This window comes from Mucilaginibacter sp. R-33, assembly GCF_049949235.1.
Taxonomy (GTDB): domain Bacteria; phylum Bacteroidota; class Bacteroidia; order Sphingobacteriales; family Sphingobacteriaceae; genus Mucilaginibacter.
This window is the reverse complement of the sequence record NZ_CP188089.1, coordinates 2,254,767-2,272,270: the sequence shown is the minus strand read 5'-3', so window position 1 is coordinate 2,272,270 and position 17,504 is coordinate 2,254,767. Positions and strand designations below refer to the sequence as shown.

The window sequence follows — 17,504 nt, the reverse complement described above, 5'->3', positions numbered from 1 at the left end:
GACCGTAGATTGTATCTCCCGTTTGATTAACTAAGGATAATCTAATGGTCGGAATATGGCGTCAGGGCAATGTCTTAGGATAGGTAGCCCTGTTAATAAAAGAATGATTTGGTTAGGAATATCCTTGATTTGGTTTAAACGGTGCAGATCGTGACACAGACCTTTGTTCTACTAAAAACATTAAGCAAATGGAAAGTCAAGATCATAATCAACTGATCGCGCTGATAACGGGCGCTAATCAGGGTGTAGGGAATGAAATTGCTAAAGCGCTTGCCGCTAACGGCTATATTGTTTATTTGGGCTCCCGTAGCCTGGAGAACGGCGAAAAGGCAGCCGCCGAGATTGGTAATAATGCAAAAGCAGTACAGCTGGATGTCACACAGCAGGAAAGTATCAATGCGGCGGTAGCTAAAATAGCCAGTGAATATGGACGCCTGGACCTGCTAGTGAATAACGCAGGTATCTCTCACGCAGGAACATCTCCCAAAAATCCGGAAGAGTTAATGGCCACCGGCCGTGCCATTAACGTATCGCTGGATGAAGTACGTACTGTTTGGGAAACCAACGTTTTCAGTGTGATCGCTGTAACCCAGAAGGCGTTGCCCTTACTGCGAAAATCGGCAGCAGCACGCATCGTTAACGTATCCAGCGGCCTTGGCTCCCTTACCTGGATCTCCGATCCGGAATGCTGGGCACGTGAACATTTCGGCATCGTCTACGCTGCATCTAAGACTGCTTTAAATGCGGTAACCCTGGCTTTCGCCTTAGAGCTGGAGAAAGAGGGGATCAAGGTAAACGCGACCAGCCCAGGTTATACAGCTACTGCGCTCAATAACTTCCAGGGAACAGATAGCCTGGAGGTGGGTTCGCGTGAGCCAGTACGCGTCGCACTCGAAACAGATGGCCCGACAGGTGGATTTACCGGTCCGGAAGGAAAACTGCCCTGGTAATTCGATTAATCGCTATTACCTGGCACTTAAATGACCGGCGGCTGAGGCAGTTGCCGGTCATATTAAGTAATTTTAGCTATGAAAATAGAAAAGCCTAAAATCGCTAAAGTAGAATCGATTAAAGAGGTTCACCGTATGCTGGATCTCCCAGGGCCTAAGCATCCGTTGATTACCTTGTTTGATACACGCGACGAACGGATTAATTTAAGCTGCTTACCGGTCAGTTACGTGACCTCTTTGTACAAGATATCCTTTATTGAAAAGCTGGGCGGCAAGTTTAGATACGGGCAGGGCTATTATGATTTTGACGAAGGCAGTATGGTATTCACCGCACCTAACCAGGTGGTTGGCAGTACAGCCGTATATAAAGGAAATGAAGGTTATTCGTTGATCTTTCATCAGGATTTTTTGCAAGGTTTTCCCTTAGCTGCCAAGATCAGGCAGTATGGTTTTTTCTCATATTCATCAAACGAAGCGCTTCACCTTTCTGAACAGGAAAGAAAGACCATTTCATCCATTTTTAAGATCATTGAAGAAGAGTTGAACAGCCGCATCGACGATTTCAGCCAGGAAGTGGTCATTGCGCAGATCGAATTGCTTTTGACGTACGCCAAACGCTTTTACAAACGTCAGTTCCTGACGAGACAGGCCGCCACCAGCGACCTGCTTCAGCAGTTCGAAGCGGCACTCAATAATTATTTCCAAAAAGAAATGCCAACAAAAAAGGGGCTGCCCACTGTTCAGCACCTGGCGGATCGATTAAACTACACACCAAATTACCTGAGTGATCTGTTGCGTTCGCTCACCGGACTTAGCGCACAGCAGCACATCCAGGAGCAACTGATCGAGAGATCTAAAGAATTACTTGCGACCTCCACATTAAGCATTAGCCAAGTCGCTTATCGATTGGGATTCGGGCATCCGCAATCGTTTAGCCGCCTTTTTAAGACCAAAACGCAGCTATCGCCTGCTCAATTCAAATCTTCATTGAATTGATTAAACTTACTTTCTGTTAGCGGATGGGGCCAGCGCCCAAAACCTTTGTATGGGAATAAATGAAGACAAGGGTTTAATGACATCTATTTTTTCACAGGCAGACTTAAAAGCTGGCAAGCGCCACAGACAGGGTAGAGATTGGATATTCTACTATAGAGGTGCAAAGTGTACGTGTGTGGGTAAGCGGTAGTGGGAACTTGAGCGTTCGGCTGACTTTTCAGATCAACGCCTCCGCAAGTCAGACGGACGTGATGAGGTGAAAGCATAAAATGTATCACTAAATGACGCCACACTGGCATACCCCACCTCAAAAGCAATATCAGCGATAGGTTTTTGTGTTTTAACAATCATCTCTATCGCCGTTATCATACGCAGGCTCTTAACATATTGTAAAAAAGAAATACGTAATTGCGACTGAAACAGGCGCGATAACGACCGCTCGCTCATGGCAAAATGTCCGCTTACATCAGCTATAACTAATTTTTCGCTTATATGGCTTTCTAAATAATTCATGATCTTTTGCATTAGCTCATGTTCAGTTTTGGGCAACATAATAGGCAACGACCTTTTATTTAAGTCGGGCAGCATATTCTTTAACGCTACCAGGAAATCGAAATTACGATCTCCAATGCCTATATGGAGTTCGTCCCAACGCTCGGTATAATTGATCATTTGGATCAGCAACTCGCTGGCCGGATAAATACCCAGTTTGCCATAAAATTCGTTCGCGTCGTCGTTGGTGGAATAAAAATAAAGTGATCTTAAAGCGGTTGCGAAGACGCCCACCCGAAGTTCATGTATCAAGCCCTGCGGAATCCAGAAATAGTGCCTTGCGGGCACTACATAGGTTTTGTTTTGTGTAGTGATGTAAGCCAGACCGCCCTCAACGTAGCTTAACTGGCCCTTGGTATGGGTATGAAAAGGGATTAATTTCTCTGATCTTTCATGCATCACAAAAACCGAATCCGGCTTATTATCAATTTCGGGGAGGGAAGCTATTAATCCAATCTTCGTCATTAGAATATCATCGCAATTCAAAGTTAATAAAAATTGGCCGGAATGATGAAAATATTGGCAACTTAGGCGAAAGTGAACAGTTGTGAGAGGCATATTTTTGCCACAAATATGTACTACAGTAAAATATTGATCGCATTTGCTGGTTTGTTAGCCGCAAATAGCGCATACAGCCAGTCTAAAAACACTGCCATCCTTACATTGCCGGACGCCTGGCGCAAAGCCGAACAAAACAGCAGGCAGATTGAGATTACCAAAAAAGCCAATTTGATTGCTGACGAGGAGATTAAGGACGCAATAATGGAACGGTTGCCCGAAGTAAGTTTGCTTGGCAGCATTGAAAAGGCAACCAATATGCCCATTTATGAAAATGGCCTTTTTTCTTCGCACACGCAGGAACACGAAATTATACACACTTTATACAAAGCGGGGGCCGATTTTTATCTGAACCTTTATAATGGCAATAAGCTTAACCTTAAAATTGAGGAGAATAAGTTATTGTACCAGATTGCGGTTATCCATAATAACGAAGCTATCTCTGTCATCAGGTATAAAACGGCCGCGCTGTATCTTGATCTTCAAAAGGCCTTGGTCTTCAGGAAACTGATCATTAAGGATATTGCCGATCAGGAAAAGCAATTGTTGGAGATAAAAGCCCTTCAAAAAAATGGGGTGGTCTTAAAAAGCGATGTGCTGCGTGTTGAACTGGATCTTTCCAGGCGTAAGATGGCTTTGGTAACCATAGAGAATGATATTCTTATCGCTACGCAGAAACTAAACATCATTATGGGCGAACCGGATGAAAGTGTGATCATCCCCACGGAGTTCGATTCAGTTGACGTGCCAGAATTGCCTTATGAAAAATACCTCGCCGACGCAATGGAACATTCCTTTGCGTACCATATTTCTGAAAAGCAAACGCAGGTTAGTAAACTGCATCTTAGCCAGGTAAAAGCCAACTATCAGCCAAAGGTTGGGCTTTACAGCGATTTTTCATACGCTAACCCGCAAATATTCTTATTTCCTTACAATCCTGCCTGGTACTCGCTTGGTGTTGCCGGTATCAGGGTTACTATGCCGCTATCGCAACTTTATCAAAACAGGCATAAAGTGAACTCGGCTAAACTGGAGCTTGATAAAGAAGAAACCACTCATAAAGACATTGAGGACAAAGTACGGCAACAGGTTAAAGAGGCTTACTTACGATATCGGGAATCGCTGGTGCAAATTGGTGTGGCCGAGGTTGATGTGGCCCATGCACAGGAAAATGCCCGCATTATTAAAAATACATATTTCAATCAAACTTCATTAATTACCGACTTGCTTGATGCCGATGTGCAGGTGCTGCAAACGCGCTTTGAGCTGGCAACCGCACGTATTGTGGCCCAAAACAAATATTATCTACTTCAAAACATCACCGGCGTACTTTAACATGAAAAAAAAGCATATAGTAACAGATCGAATTATTACTAAGATAACCGGTTGGATAGCCGGTCTTACCATTGTAGCCCTGGCAATTTGGGCTGTATTTACTCTTTGGGAGTATCATGAGTATGAGCAAACTAATGACGCACAGGTACAGGAGTACGTAAACCCTGTTATATCGCGTGCGGGAGGTTTTATAGTGGCCGTAAGGTTTGAAGAGAACCAGCCGGTAAAAAAGGGAGATACCTTATTAATTATAGATAACCGGGAGTACACTTTACAAGTTGCGCAGACCCGGGCAACTATACAAAAAGCCGAAGCACAGTTAGAGGTATTAAAAAGTAACATACACACCACGCAAAAAACTGCCGGTTCTGCTAAAGCTCAAATTAAAGCAAGCGCTGCAAAAGTTTGGAAACAGCGGCTTGACTTTGAACGTTATTTGCGCCTTTATAAAGAGGAGTCAGCAACTAAACAACAGCTTGAAAATGTTCAGGCTGCCCTGGATGTAAACAATAGCGATTTCCAGTCGGCAGAGGAAAACTACGGAGCTGCAGAATCGAAAATAGAAGATATTATAGCAGAAAAGACGGTATTAAGGGCAGAAATTGCACGTTTAAAAGCCTTGCTTGACCGCAACATGCTTGATGTTGAATATACCGTTATTAGGGCTTCTTATGATGGAAGAATGGGCCGTCGAACGGTAGAGGTTGGTCAAATGATTAATGTTGGCGAAGTGCTGGCCTATATAGTTGATAACGAAACTGACAAATGGGTAATAGCCAATTATAAAGAAACCCAGATTGCCGGCATGCATATAGGTGATACTGTAAAATTTGTTGCCGACGCATTTCCGGACCAGGAGTTTAAGGGCACTATCATTTCATTGTCGCCCGCGACCGGTTCGAGCTTCTCGTTGCTGCCTCCGGATAACTCTACCGGTAACTATGTGAAAATTGTTCAGCGTGTGCCGGTACGCATCAGGGTCGATGCTGAAAAAAAGCAGCTGGCCATGCTTAGGGTGGGGATGAATGTTAATGTTTACGTCCCTAAAAAACAGCAGCGCCATGGATAGGGGTATTCCAATTTTTAGAAGCTGGGTCCCGGGGTGGGCTATCAAGATCATCCTGTTTTCGCTTATCCTGCCCACGCTGGTGCTTTTTTTTCTGCCATTTGCAAACATTAATGCGGCAGCAGGCTATTATGGCAGCGAACCGGCAGATATACAATTTGCGGTAGCCTTGTTTTATGCCGGGTATATAGCCTTTTACAGCCTTGAACGGCGATTCTTTAACTTCCTGGCAGCAAAAGAATATTTTATCATTTTTACAATGTTGGAGTTGCTGACAATAGTGGTATGCTATTTAACCAATGATCTTTATATATTATTCCCGATCCGTTTTTTCCAGGGGATGTTATTCTGCAGTACAGTAAACCTGTCTTTATCCCTCATGTTTACCCGCTTGCACAGTGAAAGGGCCCGCGAAATAAGCTTCTCGGTTTTTTTCGGAATGCTGATATGTATTCTGCCCTTTACCAATCTGGTTACCGCCGATTTGATAGACTCTTATAATTTTAACCTGGTTTACAAGGGCGCATTATTCTCTTACCTGCCATGCCTGTGCCTTATCATGCTGTGTATGAATAACGTAAGGTTAAACGCCCGGTTTCACTTATACAAGCTCGACTGGCAGAGTTTTGTGTTTTGGAGCATCATGCTCACTTTGCTGGGGTATATTAGTATTTATGGGCAGGAATATTATTGGTTGGATGATGCCCGCATTTACTATAGCGTTGCCGCTATGATAGTTAGCACACTGATTTACATTGTACGCCAAGGAGGTTTAAAAAGACCATATCTGCATTTGGGTATATTTCGCTTTCGCAATTTTAAGTTCGCGGCCTTTCTCATCTTAATACTTTATATATGTCGGTTTGCGGTTAATATCACCAATTCATTTTTTACAGGTGTGCTTAAGCTTGATCCTATTCACGTAAGCTATATAAACAGTTGCAACCTGGGCGGCCTCATAATTGGTATTATAATTTCCGGTGCTATGATCCTGCAGAAAAAAAATATCAGGTTTATCTGGTTTCCGGGCTTTATATTATTGCTGGCTTTTCACGTCATTATGTTCTTTTTGTTTGCTACAGAGGCAAATGAAAACAACTTTTACGCTCCGCTTTTTATGCAGGGGATAGGCGTGGGGATGATCATGGTACCCACCATTGTGTATGCCATCTCTGCAGTGCCTGTTGCAATTGGCCCGTCAGCAACTTCGATATGTTCAACTATGGGGTATGTTGGCTTCTGTGTTAGTGCTGCAATCATCAATTTTTGCGAGCTCTACGAAAAAAGCCGGCATTACAACGCATTTCAGGACCATCTAACAAAAGTTGACCGGTTTGCATTGCACGCGCTGGCCACGCGTGGGACCGAACTGTTGTCAAAGGGGCTTTCGTTAAAGCAAGCCAGCAAAGGCGCAAACAAGCAGTTGGTGGGCGCCGTTAATCAGCAAATCCAAATCAGGTTCGCTATGGATTATTACGAGATGATGTCAATGATGTTAGTAGCAACCTTGCTACTTATTGCTTTATTCCCTTATCTAAATCGTACAGCGGTTTACCTGCGTTCGCGCCGGCTAGTACCTGCATAATCTAATTACTCAATATTAAACGACAAATGAAATATATAACCCTGTTGGCTATTATCATCGTCAGTATGACTGCATGCCAAAAAGATAACCAAAACTTTAAATTAAAAACGGTTACCATAAACGCATACACAAACAAAAACTCCGGCTTGCAGCATGTTTACGTCAGGATTGTTGACGCCGCGGATCAGCAGCGAGTTATCGGTAAATCTGCTTCATATCCGTCAAACCTGCCATTGCCGGTTACGCTGGGTATAACTTCGAGTCTCAAACAAGCGCTATATAAACAAACATGTATAGTGGAGTTGTGGGCCGACTCTACAGGTTTGATTAGTTCGCAAAAAATGAATATGGACAGTTATAAAATCATCTTTCCGTTAGAGATGGATGTCAAAAACGAAGACATGGATGTTACGCTATCAGGCAACTGGGACTAAGCATTAACAATACCGAGATTATAAAAAAAACAACAATATCATGACCACGGCATCTGAAGTCATCCAAAAACTTCAGTTGGAAGGTTCTACCATAGATCTTAATCTAAAAGCAAACCGCCTGAAATCCTGGTGAGCACTTATTTATGAATTAGGTGCTCACCAGAATACTCACCAAAATGGCTGTTCAACGGTGAGCAAATGACACCAAAATGCAACCAAACACCCCTCAAACGTAGCATTTGAAGGGTTTTAGTTGTGTTTGATACCGTTTTAGTAGAGCCGGAGGGAATCCTATCGAACAGTTAATGTCGCTACTTTTATTTTAATGAATTGAAATCAAATAGTTTAAACATTATATAGCTCTATGGCGAAACATAAAAACAGGGTTTGTTTTCTTCGTTTTTATTTGAAAGCGATTTATGGCGACATTTTTGTATACTCAAAATGTTCGATAGTCGAACACTCTTATAGGTTTGTAAATCAGGGGTTATAATTTTGCTGATTTCATTATCAAAAAAGCTTTTTAAAATCTTTGCAGATTTTAGAATACGCAAGTGATGTAACTTGATGAATATATTAGGCCATTTAAGCGTTATTCATTAATGAATCGCTAATCAAATTATCTATTGGTTCGAGCCCAGTTAGGGGAACTATAAACGATAGCGCTGTTTACTTGGGCAATTTATTGAATAATACATTGTGAACCTTCGGCGTGGCAAAGGCGAGCATTTTCACTTTATGGTTTAATCCCCGTTCAAAATACACAGTCACATTAGAATCGCTAATTTGAAACTTATCCGGTGCTGTTCTTACAAGAGTGAAGGTAGATTTATTCTTTCGGGTAATTATTAGTTTCCCTTCGGTAAGGCTAATAAATAATCCCGATTCAACCTCATTTGAGTAGTACTTGCCTATATAGTCCGCCAATTTACTAGGTATTTGATGAAAGTATGTTGGTTTTGCAGCAGGTGCACTAATACCTGTATTCAGATCTTGCAATGTTTTAAATAACAAGTAGTGTAATGCTGTAAAGTCATTGGTGAATTTGTCTGATTCTGCATTATTGCTAAGCCAGGCTATTGACACATCTTCATCGGGGTAATACTCAAGTAAAGCGCGGTAGGCCGCTGTGGCCCCGTCGTGGCTAATTACTTTTCGGCCTTTAACGAAATCTATACGCAAGCCGGCGGCATAATTATTTTGTTGGCCATTATTTAGATTTACCAAATGCAACTGTTCTGGAAACAACGACGGCATGCCCAGTTTCCCGCTTGTATAGAAGATGTTCCAACGTAAAAGATCTTCAGCGGTAGTCAAAAGACCGCCATTCCCATAAACATCTTCGTTTGGCATATCTGTATAAAAACCATTTTCGCCCTTTGTATAGGCAATAGCGCGGTTTGGCACAATTGTCCTGATATCCGTTCTCCATTGGGTATGATTCATGCCAGCTGGAATAAAAATCCGTTTTCGTGTAAAATCTGCGAGGGTTTCCCCGCTTGTTCGCTCGACGATAATCGCCAACAGTACATAATTAGTATTGCTGTAAGCATATACAGTTCCTGGCTCTTGATTTAATGAACCTTGTTTGGTCATGATTGAAAGCACTTCTGTATTAGTATATACTTTTGTACCGCGAGGCCAGTCGGATAAACTCATCAAGCTACCCCAGTCTTTTAGTCCGCTTGTATGGTGCAGCATTTGTGATAGGGTAATTGTGTTTCCGTACGAGGGCAGTTCCGGAATATATTTGCGGACATCATCATCGAGTGACAACTTGCCTTCCTGTTGTAAAAGTAAAATAGCAGCCGCCGTAAATTGTTTAGATACAGATCCGGCTTCGATAAGCGAAATCTTGCTGAGTGGAGTAAAGCGTTCCATGTCAGCCATGCCTTGTGCTCTTGAGTAAATTATTTGTCCATGACGGCTGATTGCGAGTTGATAGCCGGGATTATCAGAACTGTAGTGATCAAACAATTGATCGATTTGCCCGATCGTATCCTGCCAACTCTGACCCTGCGCGATCTCACCAAAGGAAATTAAACAGATTAAAAACAATATAAACATTCTCATTGAAGCCTTTAATATTAAGACATTTGAACTGATAGTATTGTTACTGGGATTTGTGTTTTTAACCTGGAATGGGCTTGACGCCAGATTCGCCCTTTGTGAACGCTTCATCTATGTTTAATTTGCAATGTGTCTCAAAATTCTTTAGCGAATAACGCACCCGCCAAATCGGATTCAAACCCAAAATATGTGGTTCGAAAACGCCCACTAAGGGTTTCATTAAAAGTTTCTAATTGGTTTAAAATGCACATTTGATCTTAAAGTTGGTTCGAATTCCGCCCAGTTAAGAGGAATCTCTAAAAGTAAAATGATAAACAAGTCTCTTATTTTTGCTAATACTATTTTGACATTAAATTCAGATGATGTTATGTTTTTATTTTCAACAAACAATTGGTTTATAAAAAAACTCTTTTTTTTACCGCATATTATCCCGATATATGATTATTGTAAAAAATACAGGTAAAAATCGATTTTTAATAAAAGTGGCAATTTTGCTGAAATATTTTTTTAAAACAATATTTTGCTTTTGTTATTGATAATTTTAAGCCTTGTTTAATATTTAATTCGTAAAACTAAAAAGTGATTTGTGCAAATAGTACACTATGCCTATTTTAGGGTTAATCAAACAGAAATAAACCAACACTATAAATAACCTTATTTAATACTATTTTATCACCAATAAAATTAAGTTTTTTAGTACTTTGAAAGGATAGTAATGTTTAGATCATTGTTAGTTTTTGGATTACGGCCGTAAGGCTTATCTCACAATTTAATCCAGAGGCAATCAACATGATGAAAGGCATTTTTCTCCTTACAAGTTAGATGAATGAATTTCATTTTTCGTGGCTACTGCCGCAAGGCTTATCTCACATTCAGTCACGGAGCAATGATTTGCATTTGAGTAAATTTAAAACTGTTATTGCCTACACAATAATCAGTATTGCATTTGTTTTTTGGTTGTTATATGGCTTTGTCCTACACGATAGCCTGTAACGTTGTATTTGCCGGAGTAAGTATTTATTTCGCAGCAATGTCTCTACCATTGCTTTAAGCCAAAAACTAAAAAAATCCCAGGCGCTGCCTCTACCACTGCCGAAACCAAGTTGCTGTATTTCAGCTTTTTGGGCTATGTTCTTAATCAAATATATTAACTAAATTAAATTAAAATCATGCTTAAAAATTTACTTCTCAGAGGGAGGTTTCTGGCTGTACTGTTGTGCTGCCTGATATCCTCGGTGGTAGTTATGGCCCAAACAAAGTACAAAGGAAAGGTTATCGGCAGCGATGACAAGCAGCCGGTTGTTGGTGCTTCTATCCGGCTCAAAGGATCAACGACAGGTGCGGTGACCGATGTTAATGGCGAGTTTACACTCAGCTTAAAACCAGGCAATGTATTAGTGATATCTTATATTGGATATCAAACAACTGAAGTTACCGTAGGAGCCGATCCTAGTTTAAGGATTACGCTTACAGCGGGCAGCAATGCACTTAATGAAGTAGTGGTTACAGGTTACGGTTCACAACGTAAAAAAGACCTGGTGGGTGCTGTAGCCGTTGTCGACGTTGCTGCACTGACCCGTCAGCCGGTTTCATCGGTTGAAAGCCAGCTGCAGGGTCAGGCGGCCGGTGTGACCGTTATCGCTTCAGGGCAACCGGGTGAAAATCCTTCTGTAAAAATCCGTGGTGCTAACACGTTTGGTAATAACCAGCCGCTGTACGTGGTTGATGGTGTACCAACAACTAACGTAAGCGATATCAACCCCAATGACGTGGCAAGCATGCAGGTACTTAAGGATGCAAGCTCGGCATCTATTTACGGTGCAAGGGCGTCAAACGGTGTAATCGTAATCACCACCAAAAAAGGTAACGGAAAAACCAACGTTTCCTACGATGCCTACTATGGTACACAGGTGCCGAAAGGCGGTAATGTGTTCCATTTGCTGAATCCAACCGAGATGATGCAATTAAGAGCCCTCGCTATAAAAAATACCGCAGCACTTAAAAATATTCCTGTTGACCTGAGCAGCAACCTTTACGGCGCTAACGGCGATGTTTTGCCTGATTATATCAGTGCAGGTGGCGTAGGCCCAGCTGGAGTACATGATGGTGATCCTGCTGTTGATCCTGCTAAATACAATGTGAACCCGTTTTATACGTCAGGCGATGCGTCGGGTTTTTATCGTCTTACAAGAGCAAACAAAGCCGGTACTGATTGGTACCACCAGATATTTAAATCGGCGCCGATTCAAAGTCATAACCTGGCTATGAGCGGAAGCACTGATGCCGCTACTTATTTGTTTTCATTGAATTACTTTAACCAAAGGGGTACCCTGAAAAATACCTACGATAAGCGTTACACCGTAAGGGCTAATACAAGCTACAACGTAACCAAACATATCAGGATAGGTGAGAACTTGTCATATTCATTAACCGAAAACCCGCTGATCAACGAAAATGATGAGGGTTCGGCTATCGGCATGTCATTCCGCGAGCAGCCTATTATTCCGGTTTATGACATCAAAGGCAACTACGCGGGTTCAAATACTGCCAACTTAGGTAATGCACGTAACCCGGTAGCCATTATGGATCGTACTAAAAATAACTACGGTGCATTTAACAGGTTGTTTGGTAATGCATTTGCCGAGGTGGATTTCCTGAGGTACTTCACTTTACGTACGCAGTTTGGTGGTGAGTATTATTCAGACTATAATCATAGCTTTACTTTCCCGGAATATGAGAACTCTGAAAACAACTCCACAAACTCGTATTCGGAAAACTCATTTAACGGATATAACTATACCTGGACAAATACTTTAACCTATCATCAAACCATTGGGAAACATGATATTAAAGTATTGGCAGGTACCGAAGCTTATAAAAACAGGTACGAAACCTTAGGAGCAACCAATACCGGTTACTTTACCTTTGATAAGGATTATACCACGATATCTACAGGTACCGGTACACCAACTGCATACAGCACACTAACACGGGATAAGATATTTTCACTGCTTGCCCGTTTGGATTACACCTTTGCCGACAAATATCTGTTGAACGCTACCATCCGTCGTGACGGTTCTTCAAGGTTCAAGTCTTTCCAATACGGATGGTTCCCGGCCGTTAGTGCGGGCTGGCGTATATCGCAGGAGGATTTTCTGAAAGGTGTATCGTGGATTAACGATTTGAAGATCAGGGGTGGTTATGGTATTATGGGTAACCAGATTAACGTTGACCCTGCAAATGCCTTTACTACATTTGGCAGTAACAAAACAAACTCCTACTACGATATTAACGGTACCTCTACAAGTACGGTTGCCGGTTTCGCTCAAAACCGTATAGGTAACCCTGACGCCAAGTGGGAAAAAGATAAAAACTTCAACGTTGGTTTTGATGGTTCATTCTTTGGTCAAAAGTTGGACATCTCTGCTGATTATTATAAAAAGATCATCACTGATCTGTTATTTAATCCTGCACTTCCTGGTACTGCCGGTTCGGCAACTGCACCGTACAGCAACGTAGGTGCAATGAATAATACCGGTTTGGATATTACAATTGGTACCCACACCAATATAACCCACGATCTGAAAATGAATGCCGCCTTAACGTTTACAACTTATCACAACGTTATTAAGCAAGTAACTCTCGGACAAACCTACTTTGAGCAAAACTCTGGCCGATTTAATGGCAGCTCAATTATTAGAAACAGCGTAGGTGGCCCGGTTGGCGGTTTCTTTGGTTATAAAACTGACGGTTTCTGGGGTTCGAAAGCTGAAATTGACGCCGCAAATACGGCTGCTGGCGGAACTTATCAGAACGATGCCGCAGTTGGTCGTTTCAAATACGCAGATATAAACGGTGACGGAAAAATTACTGCCGACGATCGTACTTTGCTCGGTAATCCTAACCCTAAATTCACAGGTGGCTTAAACCTTGATTTTAGCTATAAAAACTTTGACCTTAATATGTTCTGGTACGGATCATACGGCAACAAGATCTGGAATGACGTGAGGTGGTGGACAGATTTTTATGCCAACTTTGCCGGCGCAAAAAGCAAAAATGCTTTATATGATTCTTGGACACCGTCAAACACCAATGCCAAAGCTCCTATCCAGGAAATTGACGGTTCATTCAGCACCAATACGGTTCCTAACTCTTTTTATGTTGAGAACGGCTCATACCTGAGACTGAAAAATATGCAAATAGGCTACAAGTTTGCTCCTAAAATCATCAAATCAATTGGTTTGAGCAACCTGCGTGTGTATTTATCAGGTGCAAACCTTATTACCATAACTAAATACTCGGGAGTTGATCCGGAGATTGTTGGCGGAGGTACCAATAGTAATACCAACAGCAGCACAAACTTTGGTGTTGACCGTGGTAACTATTCTCCAAATCGTACATATTTATTAGGTGTTCAGGCTAAATTTTAAATAGAGAAATCATTATGAAAAATATACAACGTGTATCAGTATTAGCATTAATTGCTGCTGGTATTTTACAGGGTTCATGTAAAAAGGCATATCTCGATCAGCCGGCTATAGGTGCGCTTAGTTCAGCGCAAATTACTACAAAAGCCGGCGTTGACGGGTTGTTGATAGGAGCTTATTCTGCACTTGACGGGCAGGGAGGTAACGGAAATAATGCCGGTTTAGGTGGTGGTAGTGCCTGGGAGGTATCGCCGGATAACTGGATTTACGGCAGCGTTGCCGGAGGCGATGCGCATAAAGGCAGTTCTGGTATCGATCAGCCGGCTATTAACTCCATTGCTACTTTCACTGTTGATGCCAGTAATGGATTTTTAAACAGTAAATGGAAGGCTGATTACGAGGGTATAAGCCGCGCCAACAACGTGTTAAAGGCAGTTGCGGGAGCAAGCGGGATTGCTGATGCCGATAAAACCAATATTATAGCCCAGGCTCGTTTTTTACGCGCACATTACTATTTTGATTTGAAAAAGATGTTTGCCAATGTGCCCTATATTGATGAAACGACAACCAACTATGTACAACCTAACGACAAAGATATCTGGCCTAAAATAGTTGATGATTTTAAATATGCTTATGCTAATTTACCCGGCACGCAAGCACAAAAGGGACGTGTAAATAAATGGGCGGCAGGCGCATACCTGGCGAAAACGTATCTGTATCAAAAGGATTATACCAATGCCGATAAGATATTTACCGAGGTGATCAACGGAGGTACTAATTCGCAGGGCGTAGCATACGGTTTAACTGATAATTATTTTGATAACTTCAACGCTGCCACCAAAAACAACAAGGAAACCGTGTTTGCTATCCAACAGGCAGCAAATGATGGCACTAACACTATCGGTGAGGCCAACAATGGTGATATGCTTAACTACCCGTACAACAGCCCGTTCGGTTGCTGCGGGTTTTTTCAGCCTACTTTAGATCTTGCTAACTCGTTTAGAACTGACGCCGCCGGTTTACCATATCTTGACGATTATAATTCACATCCGGTTGCAAATGATATGAACATTGCATCGGATAAACCATTTACACTTGATGCCGGTAACCTTGATCCGCGTTTGGACTGGACTGTTGGCCGTCGTGGAATCCCTTATCTTGATTGGGGTAACCATCCCGGTATGAACTGGATCCGTGAACAAAGCTCGGCAGGTCCGTATTCACCTAAAAAGAATGTTTATTACCAGGCTACCAAAGGCACATATGCCGATAGTCACTCATGGGCCCCGGGCAATGCAAACCAGGTTAATGTGATCCGCTTTGCAGATGTGCTCCTGATGGCTGCCGAAGCAAAAGCACAATTAGGTACAGGTGATCTTGGTCTTGGCTATGTAAACCAGGTGCGCGCACGGGCTGCTAACCCGGCCAGTTTTGTATATACTTACAAAGACGCGGCAAGCCCGATGGGAGGTTATACAACGACTCCCGCAGCTAATTATGTGGTAAGTCAATACCCAGCCGGCTTTTTTGCAAGCAAAGATGCTGCTTTAAAAGCGATTTACTTTGAGCGTAAGCTGGAACTGGCCATGGAAGGACATCGTTTCTTTGACCTTTCGCGCTGGGGGATAGCACAAGCAGCTTTGGGAGTATACTTTGCTTTTGATGGTAAAGTGATTACCGATGTTACAGGTGCTCATTTTACAACTGGAAAAAACGAGGTTTATCCGATACCGCAAGCTCAGATAGATCTTGAAAAAATAGGTGGGACTTCTATTTTGAAGCAAAATCCTAAATATTAATTTCAATCATTCTGTTTTTAGCGAGAAAGAGGTGGTGCTTGTTGCTGCCTCTTTCTTGTATTTTAATATTGTGGTAAGGTATAAGCAAGCTTAAATGGATCCGAGAAAACGCCGGTTATCGTTTTGTGTATTTTTGATTGGTGTTGTAGTATGCTTTATGCAGTTTAACTGCGGTGAACCGGCAACCGAGCGCGACCTGGCAAAAAATGATGGTAAGTCGCTATCGTTAAAATATTGCAAAAGTTGTCATGAGTACCCGGAAGCTCAATTTCTTGATAAAGAAACATGGGTTAAACATGTATTGCCTGCAATGGCGCCCCGGCTTGGGATACAGGTTTATGATGAAGATCAGTATGTGAATAATCCATCAGCAAAATCGGCTTTGTCATATGATGAGTGGCTGAAAATAGTAGATTATTATAGCAAATCGGCGCCGAAGGCACTTAAACCGGCACAGCAACCTGTTAAGCCGGTTAAAGATTGGGGTGTTTTTAGTTTGGAAAAGCCCAGCGGTTACAAACCCCTCGATGCCACAACCACAATGATTGCCTTTGATACTATTGGGCGCAAGGTTTACACCAGCGACCATAACGACAAAAGCATCTATCAATGGTCTGATAAACTGGTTCAGCTTTCGGCGCACCGGTATAGCTCGCCTGCTGTTGATGCCAGTTTTGCAAAAGATGCAACGGGCAAAGAACATGGTTTGTTTACTTTTATCGGATCGATGGATGCAGTTGACGTGTTTAATGGCTTTTTGACTGACATTACACTCAATGACAATGGGACCTGGCAGGATGAAGAAATAGCGAACGGTTTGCCTCGACCTGTTCAATCATTAACCGCCGATTTTGACAAAGATGGATTGAATGATTTTGTAGTATGCGGGTTTGGCCATAACACAGGAGGCTTGTATTTATACACGCAGCTGCCCGATAAAAAATTTAAAAAGCATGTTGTTAGCTCAATGCCAGGAGCTGAGCAGGCAGTAACAGGCGATTTTGATCATGACGGATGGCCGGATGTAGCCTGCTTATTTGCCCAGGCCGACGAAGGGATCTGGTTGTTTCTGAATGATCACAAAGGTGGTTTTACAACACGCAATTTGTTGCGGGTCCCTCCATTTTACGGGTCGAGCAGTTTTCAGCTGGTTGATTTCAATAGAGACGGAAAGCTGGATATCCTGTATACAAGCGGTGATAACAGCGATTATTCCCGTGTGTTGAAACCGTTTCATGGTGTTTACATTTTCCTGAATCAGGGTGATTTTAAATACAAAAAGGCTTATTTCTTCCCGGTTAACGGTGCTACAAAAGCAGTAGCTACTGATTTCAATGGAGATGGCTTGCAGGATATTGCGGTGATCGCCTTTTTTTCAGATTTGAAAAATAATCCTGCAGAAGGCTTTACGTATTTTGAGCAAGACAGTCCGCTGCATTTTATGCCGCATAATTTACCGATTGAGCATGAAGGGCGATGGATCTGTATGGACGTAGGGGATTTTAATAAAGATGGCAAACCAGATATCCTGCTCGGTAATTATTCTACAGGTTTTATTAATCAGCAGGGGGTTAAGCCGGGGTGGAACCCGGTTGCGCCATTTATTTTGCTTTCGAATATTGGAAAGCGGCGGTTATAAGTTTTAATAATAGGCAAAAGTGTGTGTTTTGTTTAAATAAGTGCAATAATTGAATAAAATAGTTTCGTGAATTGTTGCATAAATGTTGCGGGT

At 42.2% G+C, this 17,504-nt stretch carries 11 protein-coding genes; 9 read left to right on the top strand and 2 right to left on the bottom strand.

Features of this window, described 5'->3' with window-relative positions:
• Nucleotides 1–188 precede the first annotated feature (188 nt).
• Together ACP26M_RS09700 and ACP26M_RS09695 are read left to right on the top strand one after the other, a co-directional pair.
• Complete coding sequence (locus ACP26M_RS09700; RefSeq protein WP_426588348.1) at nucleotides 189–950, top strand: SDR family NAD(P)-dependent oxidoreductase; 762 nt, start codon at nucleotides 189–191, stop codon at nucleotides 948–950.
• Between the two features lie 78 nt (nucleotides 951–1,028).
• Nucleotides 1,029–1,946 carry a helix-turn-helix domain-containing protein gene (locus ACP26M_RS09695; protein ID WP_426588346.1) on the top strand — a complete coding sequence of 306 codons (918 nt, stop codon included), beginning with the start codon at nucleotides 1,029–1,031 and terminating at the stop codon, nucleotides 1,944–1,946.
• 222 nt (nucleotides 1,947–2,168) lie between these two features.
• Here the strand turns inward: ACP26M_RS09695 and ACP26M_RS09690 are convergent, their stop codons facing one another.
• Complete coding sequence (locus ACP26M_RS09690) at nucleotides 2,169–2,963, bottom strand: AraC family transcriptional regulator (RefSeq protein WP_208057843.1); 795 nt, start codon at nucleotides 2,961–2,963, stop codon at nucleotides 2,169–2,171.
• A gap of 108 nt (nucleotides 2,964–3,071) precedes the next feature.
• Between ACP26M_RS09690 and ACP26M_RS09685 the strand changes: the two genes are divergently transcribed.
• From ACP26M_RS09685 to ACP26M_RS09670, 4 genes are read left to right on the top strand one after another with little or no spacing between them, the layout of a single operon-like run.
• The gene (locus ACP26M_RS09685; RefSeq protein WP_426588343.1) at nucleotides 3,072–4,391 is read left to right on the top strand and encodes a TolC family protein; all 1,320 of its coding nucleotides are present in this window, start codon (nucleotides 3,072–3,074) and stop codon (nucleotides 4,389–4,391) included.
• 1 nt (nucleotide 4,392) lies between these two features.
• A complete protein-coding gene (locus ACP26M_RS09680; protein ID WP_426588341.1) occupies nucleotides 4,393–5,460 on the top strand; it encodes an HlyD family secretion protein in 1,068 nt (355 codons plus the stop codon).
• Nucleotides 5,453–7,042: an MFS transporter gene (locus ACP26M_RS09675; protein ID WP_426588339.1), complete on the top strand. Its 1,590-nt coding sequence runs from the start codon at nucleotides 5,453–5,455 to the stop codon at nucleotides 7,040–7,042. The genes ACP26M_RS09680 and ACP26M_RS09675 overlap by 8 nt, the downstream gene beginning before the upstream one ends.
• Nucleotides 7,043–7,068: 26 nt before the next feature.
• Complete coding sequence (locus ACP26M_RS09670) at nucleotides 7,069–7,476, top strand: hypothetical protein (protein WP_426588337.1); 408 nt, start codon at nucleotides 7,069–7,071, stop codon at nucleotides 7,474–7,476.
• A gap of 669 nt (nucleotides 7,477–8,145) precedes the next feature.
• On the opposite strand, the gene ACP26M_RS09665 is transcribed toward ACP26M_RS09670, so the two are convergent.
• Nucleotides 8,146–9,657 carry a serine hydrolase domain-containing protein gene (locus ACP26M_RS09665; RefSeq protein WP_426588335.1) on the bottom strand — a complete coding sequence of 504 codons (1,512 nt, stop codon included), beginning with the start codon at nucleotides 9,655–9,657 and terminating at the stop codon, nucleotides 8,146–8,148.
• Between the two features lie 1,058 nt (nucleotides 9,658–10,715).
• On the opposite strand from ACP26M_RS09665, the gene ACP26M_RS09660 reads away from it, so the two are divergent.
• The 3 genes from ACP26M_RS09660 to ACP26M_RS09650 all read left to right on the top strand — a co-directional run bounded on the left by ACP26M_RS09660 (nucleotide 10,716) and on the right by ACP26M_RS09650 (nucleotide 17,411).
• Nucleotides 10,716–13,976: a SusC/RagA family TonB-linked outer membrane protein gene (locus tag ACP26M_RS09660; RefSeq protein ID WP_426588333.1), complete on the top strand. Its 3,261-nt coding sequence runs from the start codon at nucleotides 10,716–10,718 to the stop codon at nucleotides 13,974–13,976.
• Nucleotides 13,977–13,990: 14 nt separating this feature from the next.
• Nucleotides 13,991–15,772, top strand: coding sequence for a RagB/SusD family nutrient uptake outer membrane protein (locus ACP26M_RS09655; RefSeq protein ID WP_426588331.1), 1,782 nt, complete (start codon nucleotides 13,991–13,993; stop codon nucleotides 15,770–15,772).
• A gap of 94 nt (nucleotides 15,773–15,866) precedes the next feature.
• Nucleotides 15,867–17,411, top strand: a complete 1,545-nt coding sequence (locus ACP26M_RS09650) for an FG-GAP repeat domain-containing protein (protein ID WP_426588329.1) — start codon at nucleotides 15,867–15,869, stop codon at nucleotides 17,409–17,411.
• Nucleotides 17,412–17,504 lie beyond the last annotated feature (93 nt).

What these genes read in the sequence shown, in the direction of transcription:
- ACP26M_RS09675 (WP_426588339.1), top strand. Translation starts at nt 5,453, where the DNA reads ATGGATAGGGGTATTCCAATTTTTAGAAGCTGGGTCCCGGGGTGGGCT.
- ACP26M_RS09700 (WP_426588348.1), top strand. Translation starts at nt 189, where the DNA reads ATGGAAAGTCAAGATCATAATCAACTGATCGCGCTGATAACGGGCGCT.
- ACP26M_RS09650 (WP_426588329.1), top strand. Translation starts at nt 15,867, where the DNA reads ATGGATCCGAGAAAACGCCGGTTATCGTTTTGTGTATTTTTGATTGGT.
- ACP26M_RS09695 (WP_426588346.1), top strand. Translation starts at nt 1,029, where the DNA reads ATGAAAATAGAAAAGCCTAAAATCGCTAAAGTAGAATCGATTAAAGAG.
- ACP26M_RS09680 (WP_426588341.1), top strand. Translation starts at nt 4,393, where the DNA reads ATGAAAAAAAAGCATATAGTAACAGATCGAATTATTACTAAGATAACC.
- ACP26M_RS09670 (WP_426588337.1), top strand. Translation starts at nt 7,069, where the DNA reads ATGAAATATATAACCCTGTTGGCTATTATCATCGTCAGTATGACTGCA.
- ACP26M_RS09655 (WP_426588331.1), top strand. Translation starts at nt 13,991, where the DNA reads ATGAAAAATATACAACGTGTATCAGTATTAGCATTAATTGCTGCTGGT.
- ACP26M_RS09690 (WP_208057843.1), bottom strand. Translation starts at nt 2,963, where the DNA reads ATGACGAAGATTGGATTAATAGCTTCCCTCCCCGAAATTGATAATAAG.
- ACP26M_RS09665 (WP_426588335.1), bottom strand. Translation starts at nt 9,657, where the DNA reads ATGAAGCGTTCACAAAGGGCGAATCTGGCGTCAAGCCCATTCCAGGTT.
- ACP26M_RS09685 (WP_426588343.1), top strand. Translation starts at nt 3,072, where the DNA reads ATGTACTACAGTAAAATATTGATCGCATTTGCTGGTTTGTTAGCCGCA.
- ACP26M_RS09660 (WP_426588333.1), top strand. Translation starts at nt 10,716, where the DNA reads ATGCTTAAAAATTTACTTCTCAGAGGGAGGTTTCTGGCTGTACTGTTG.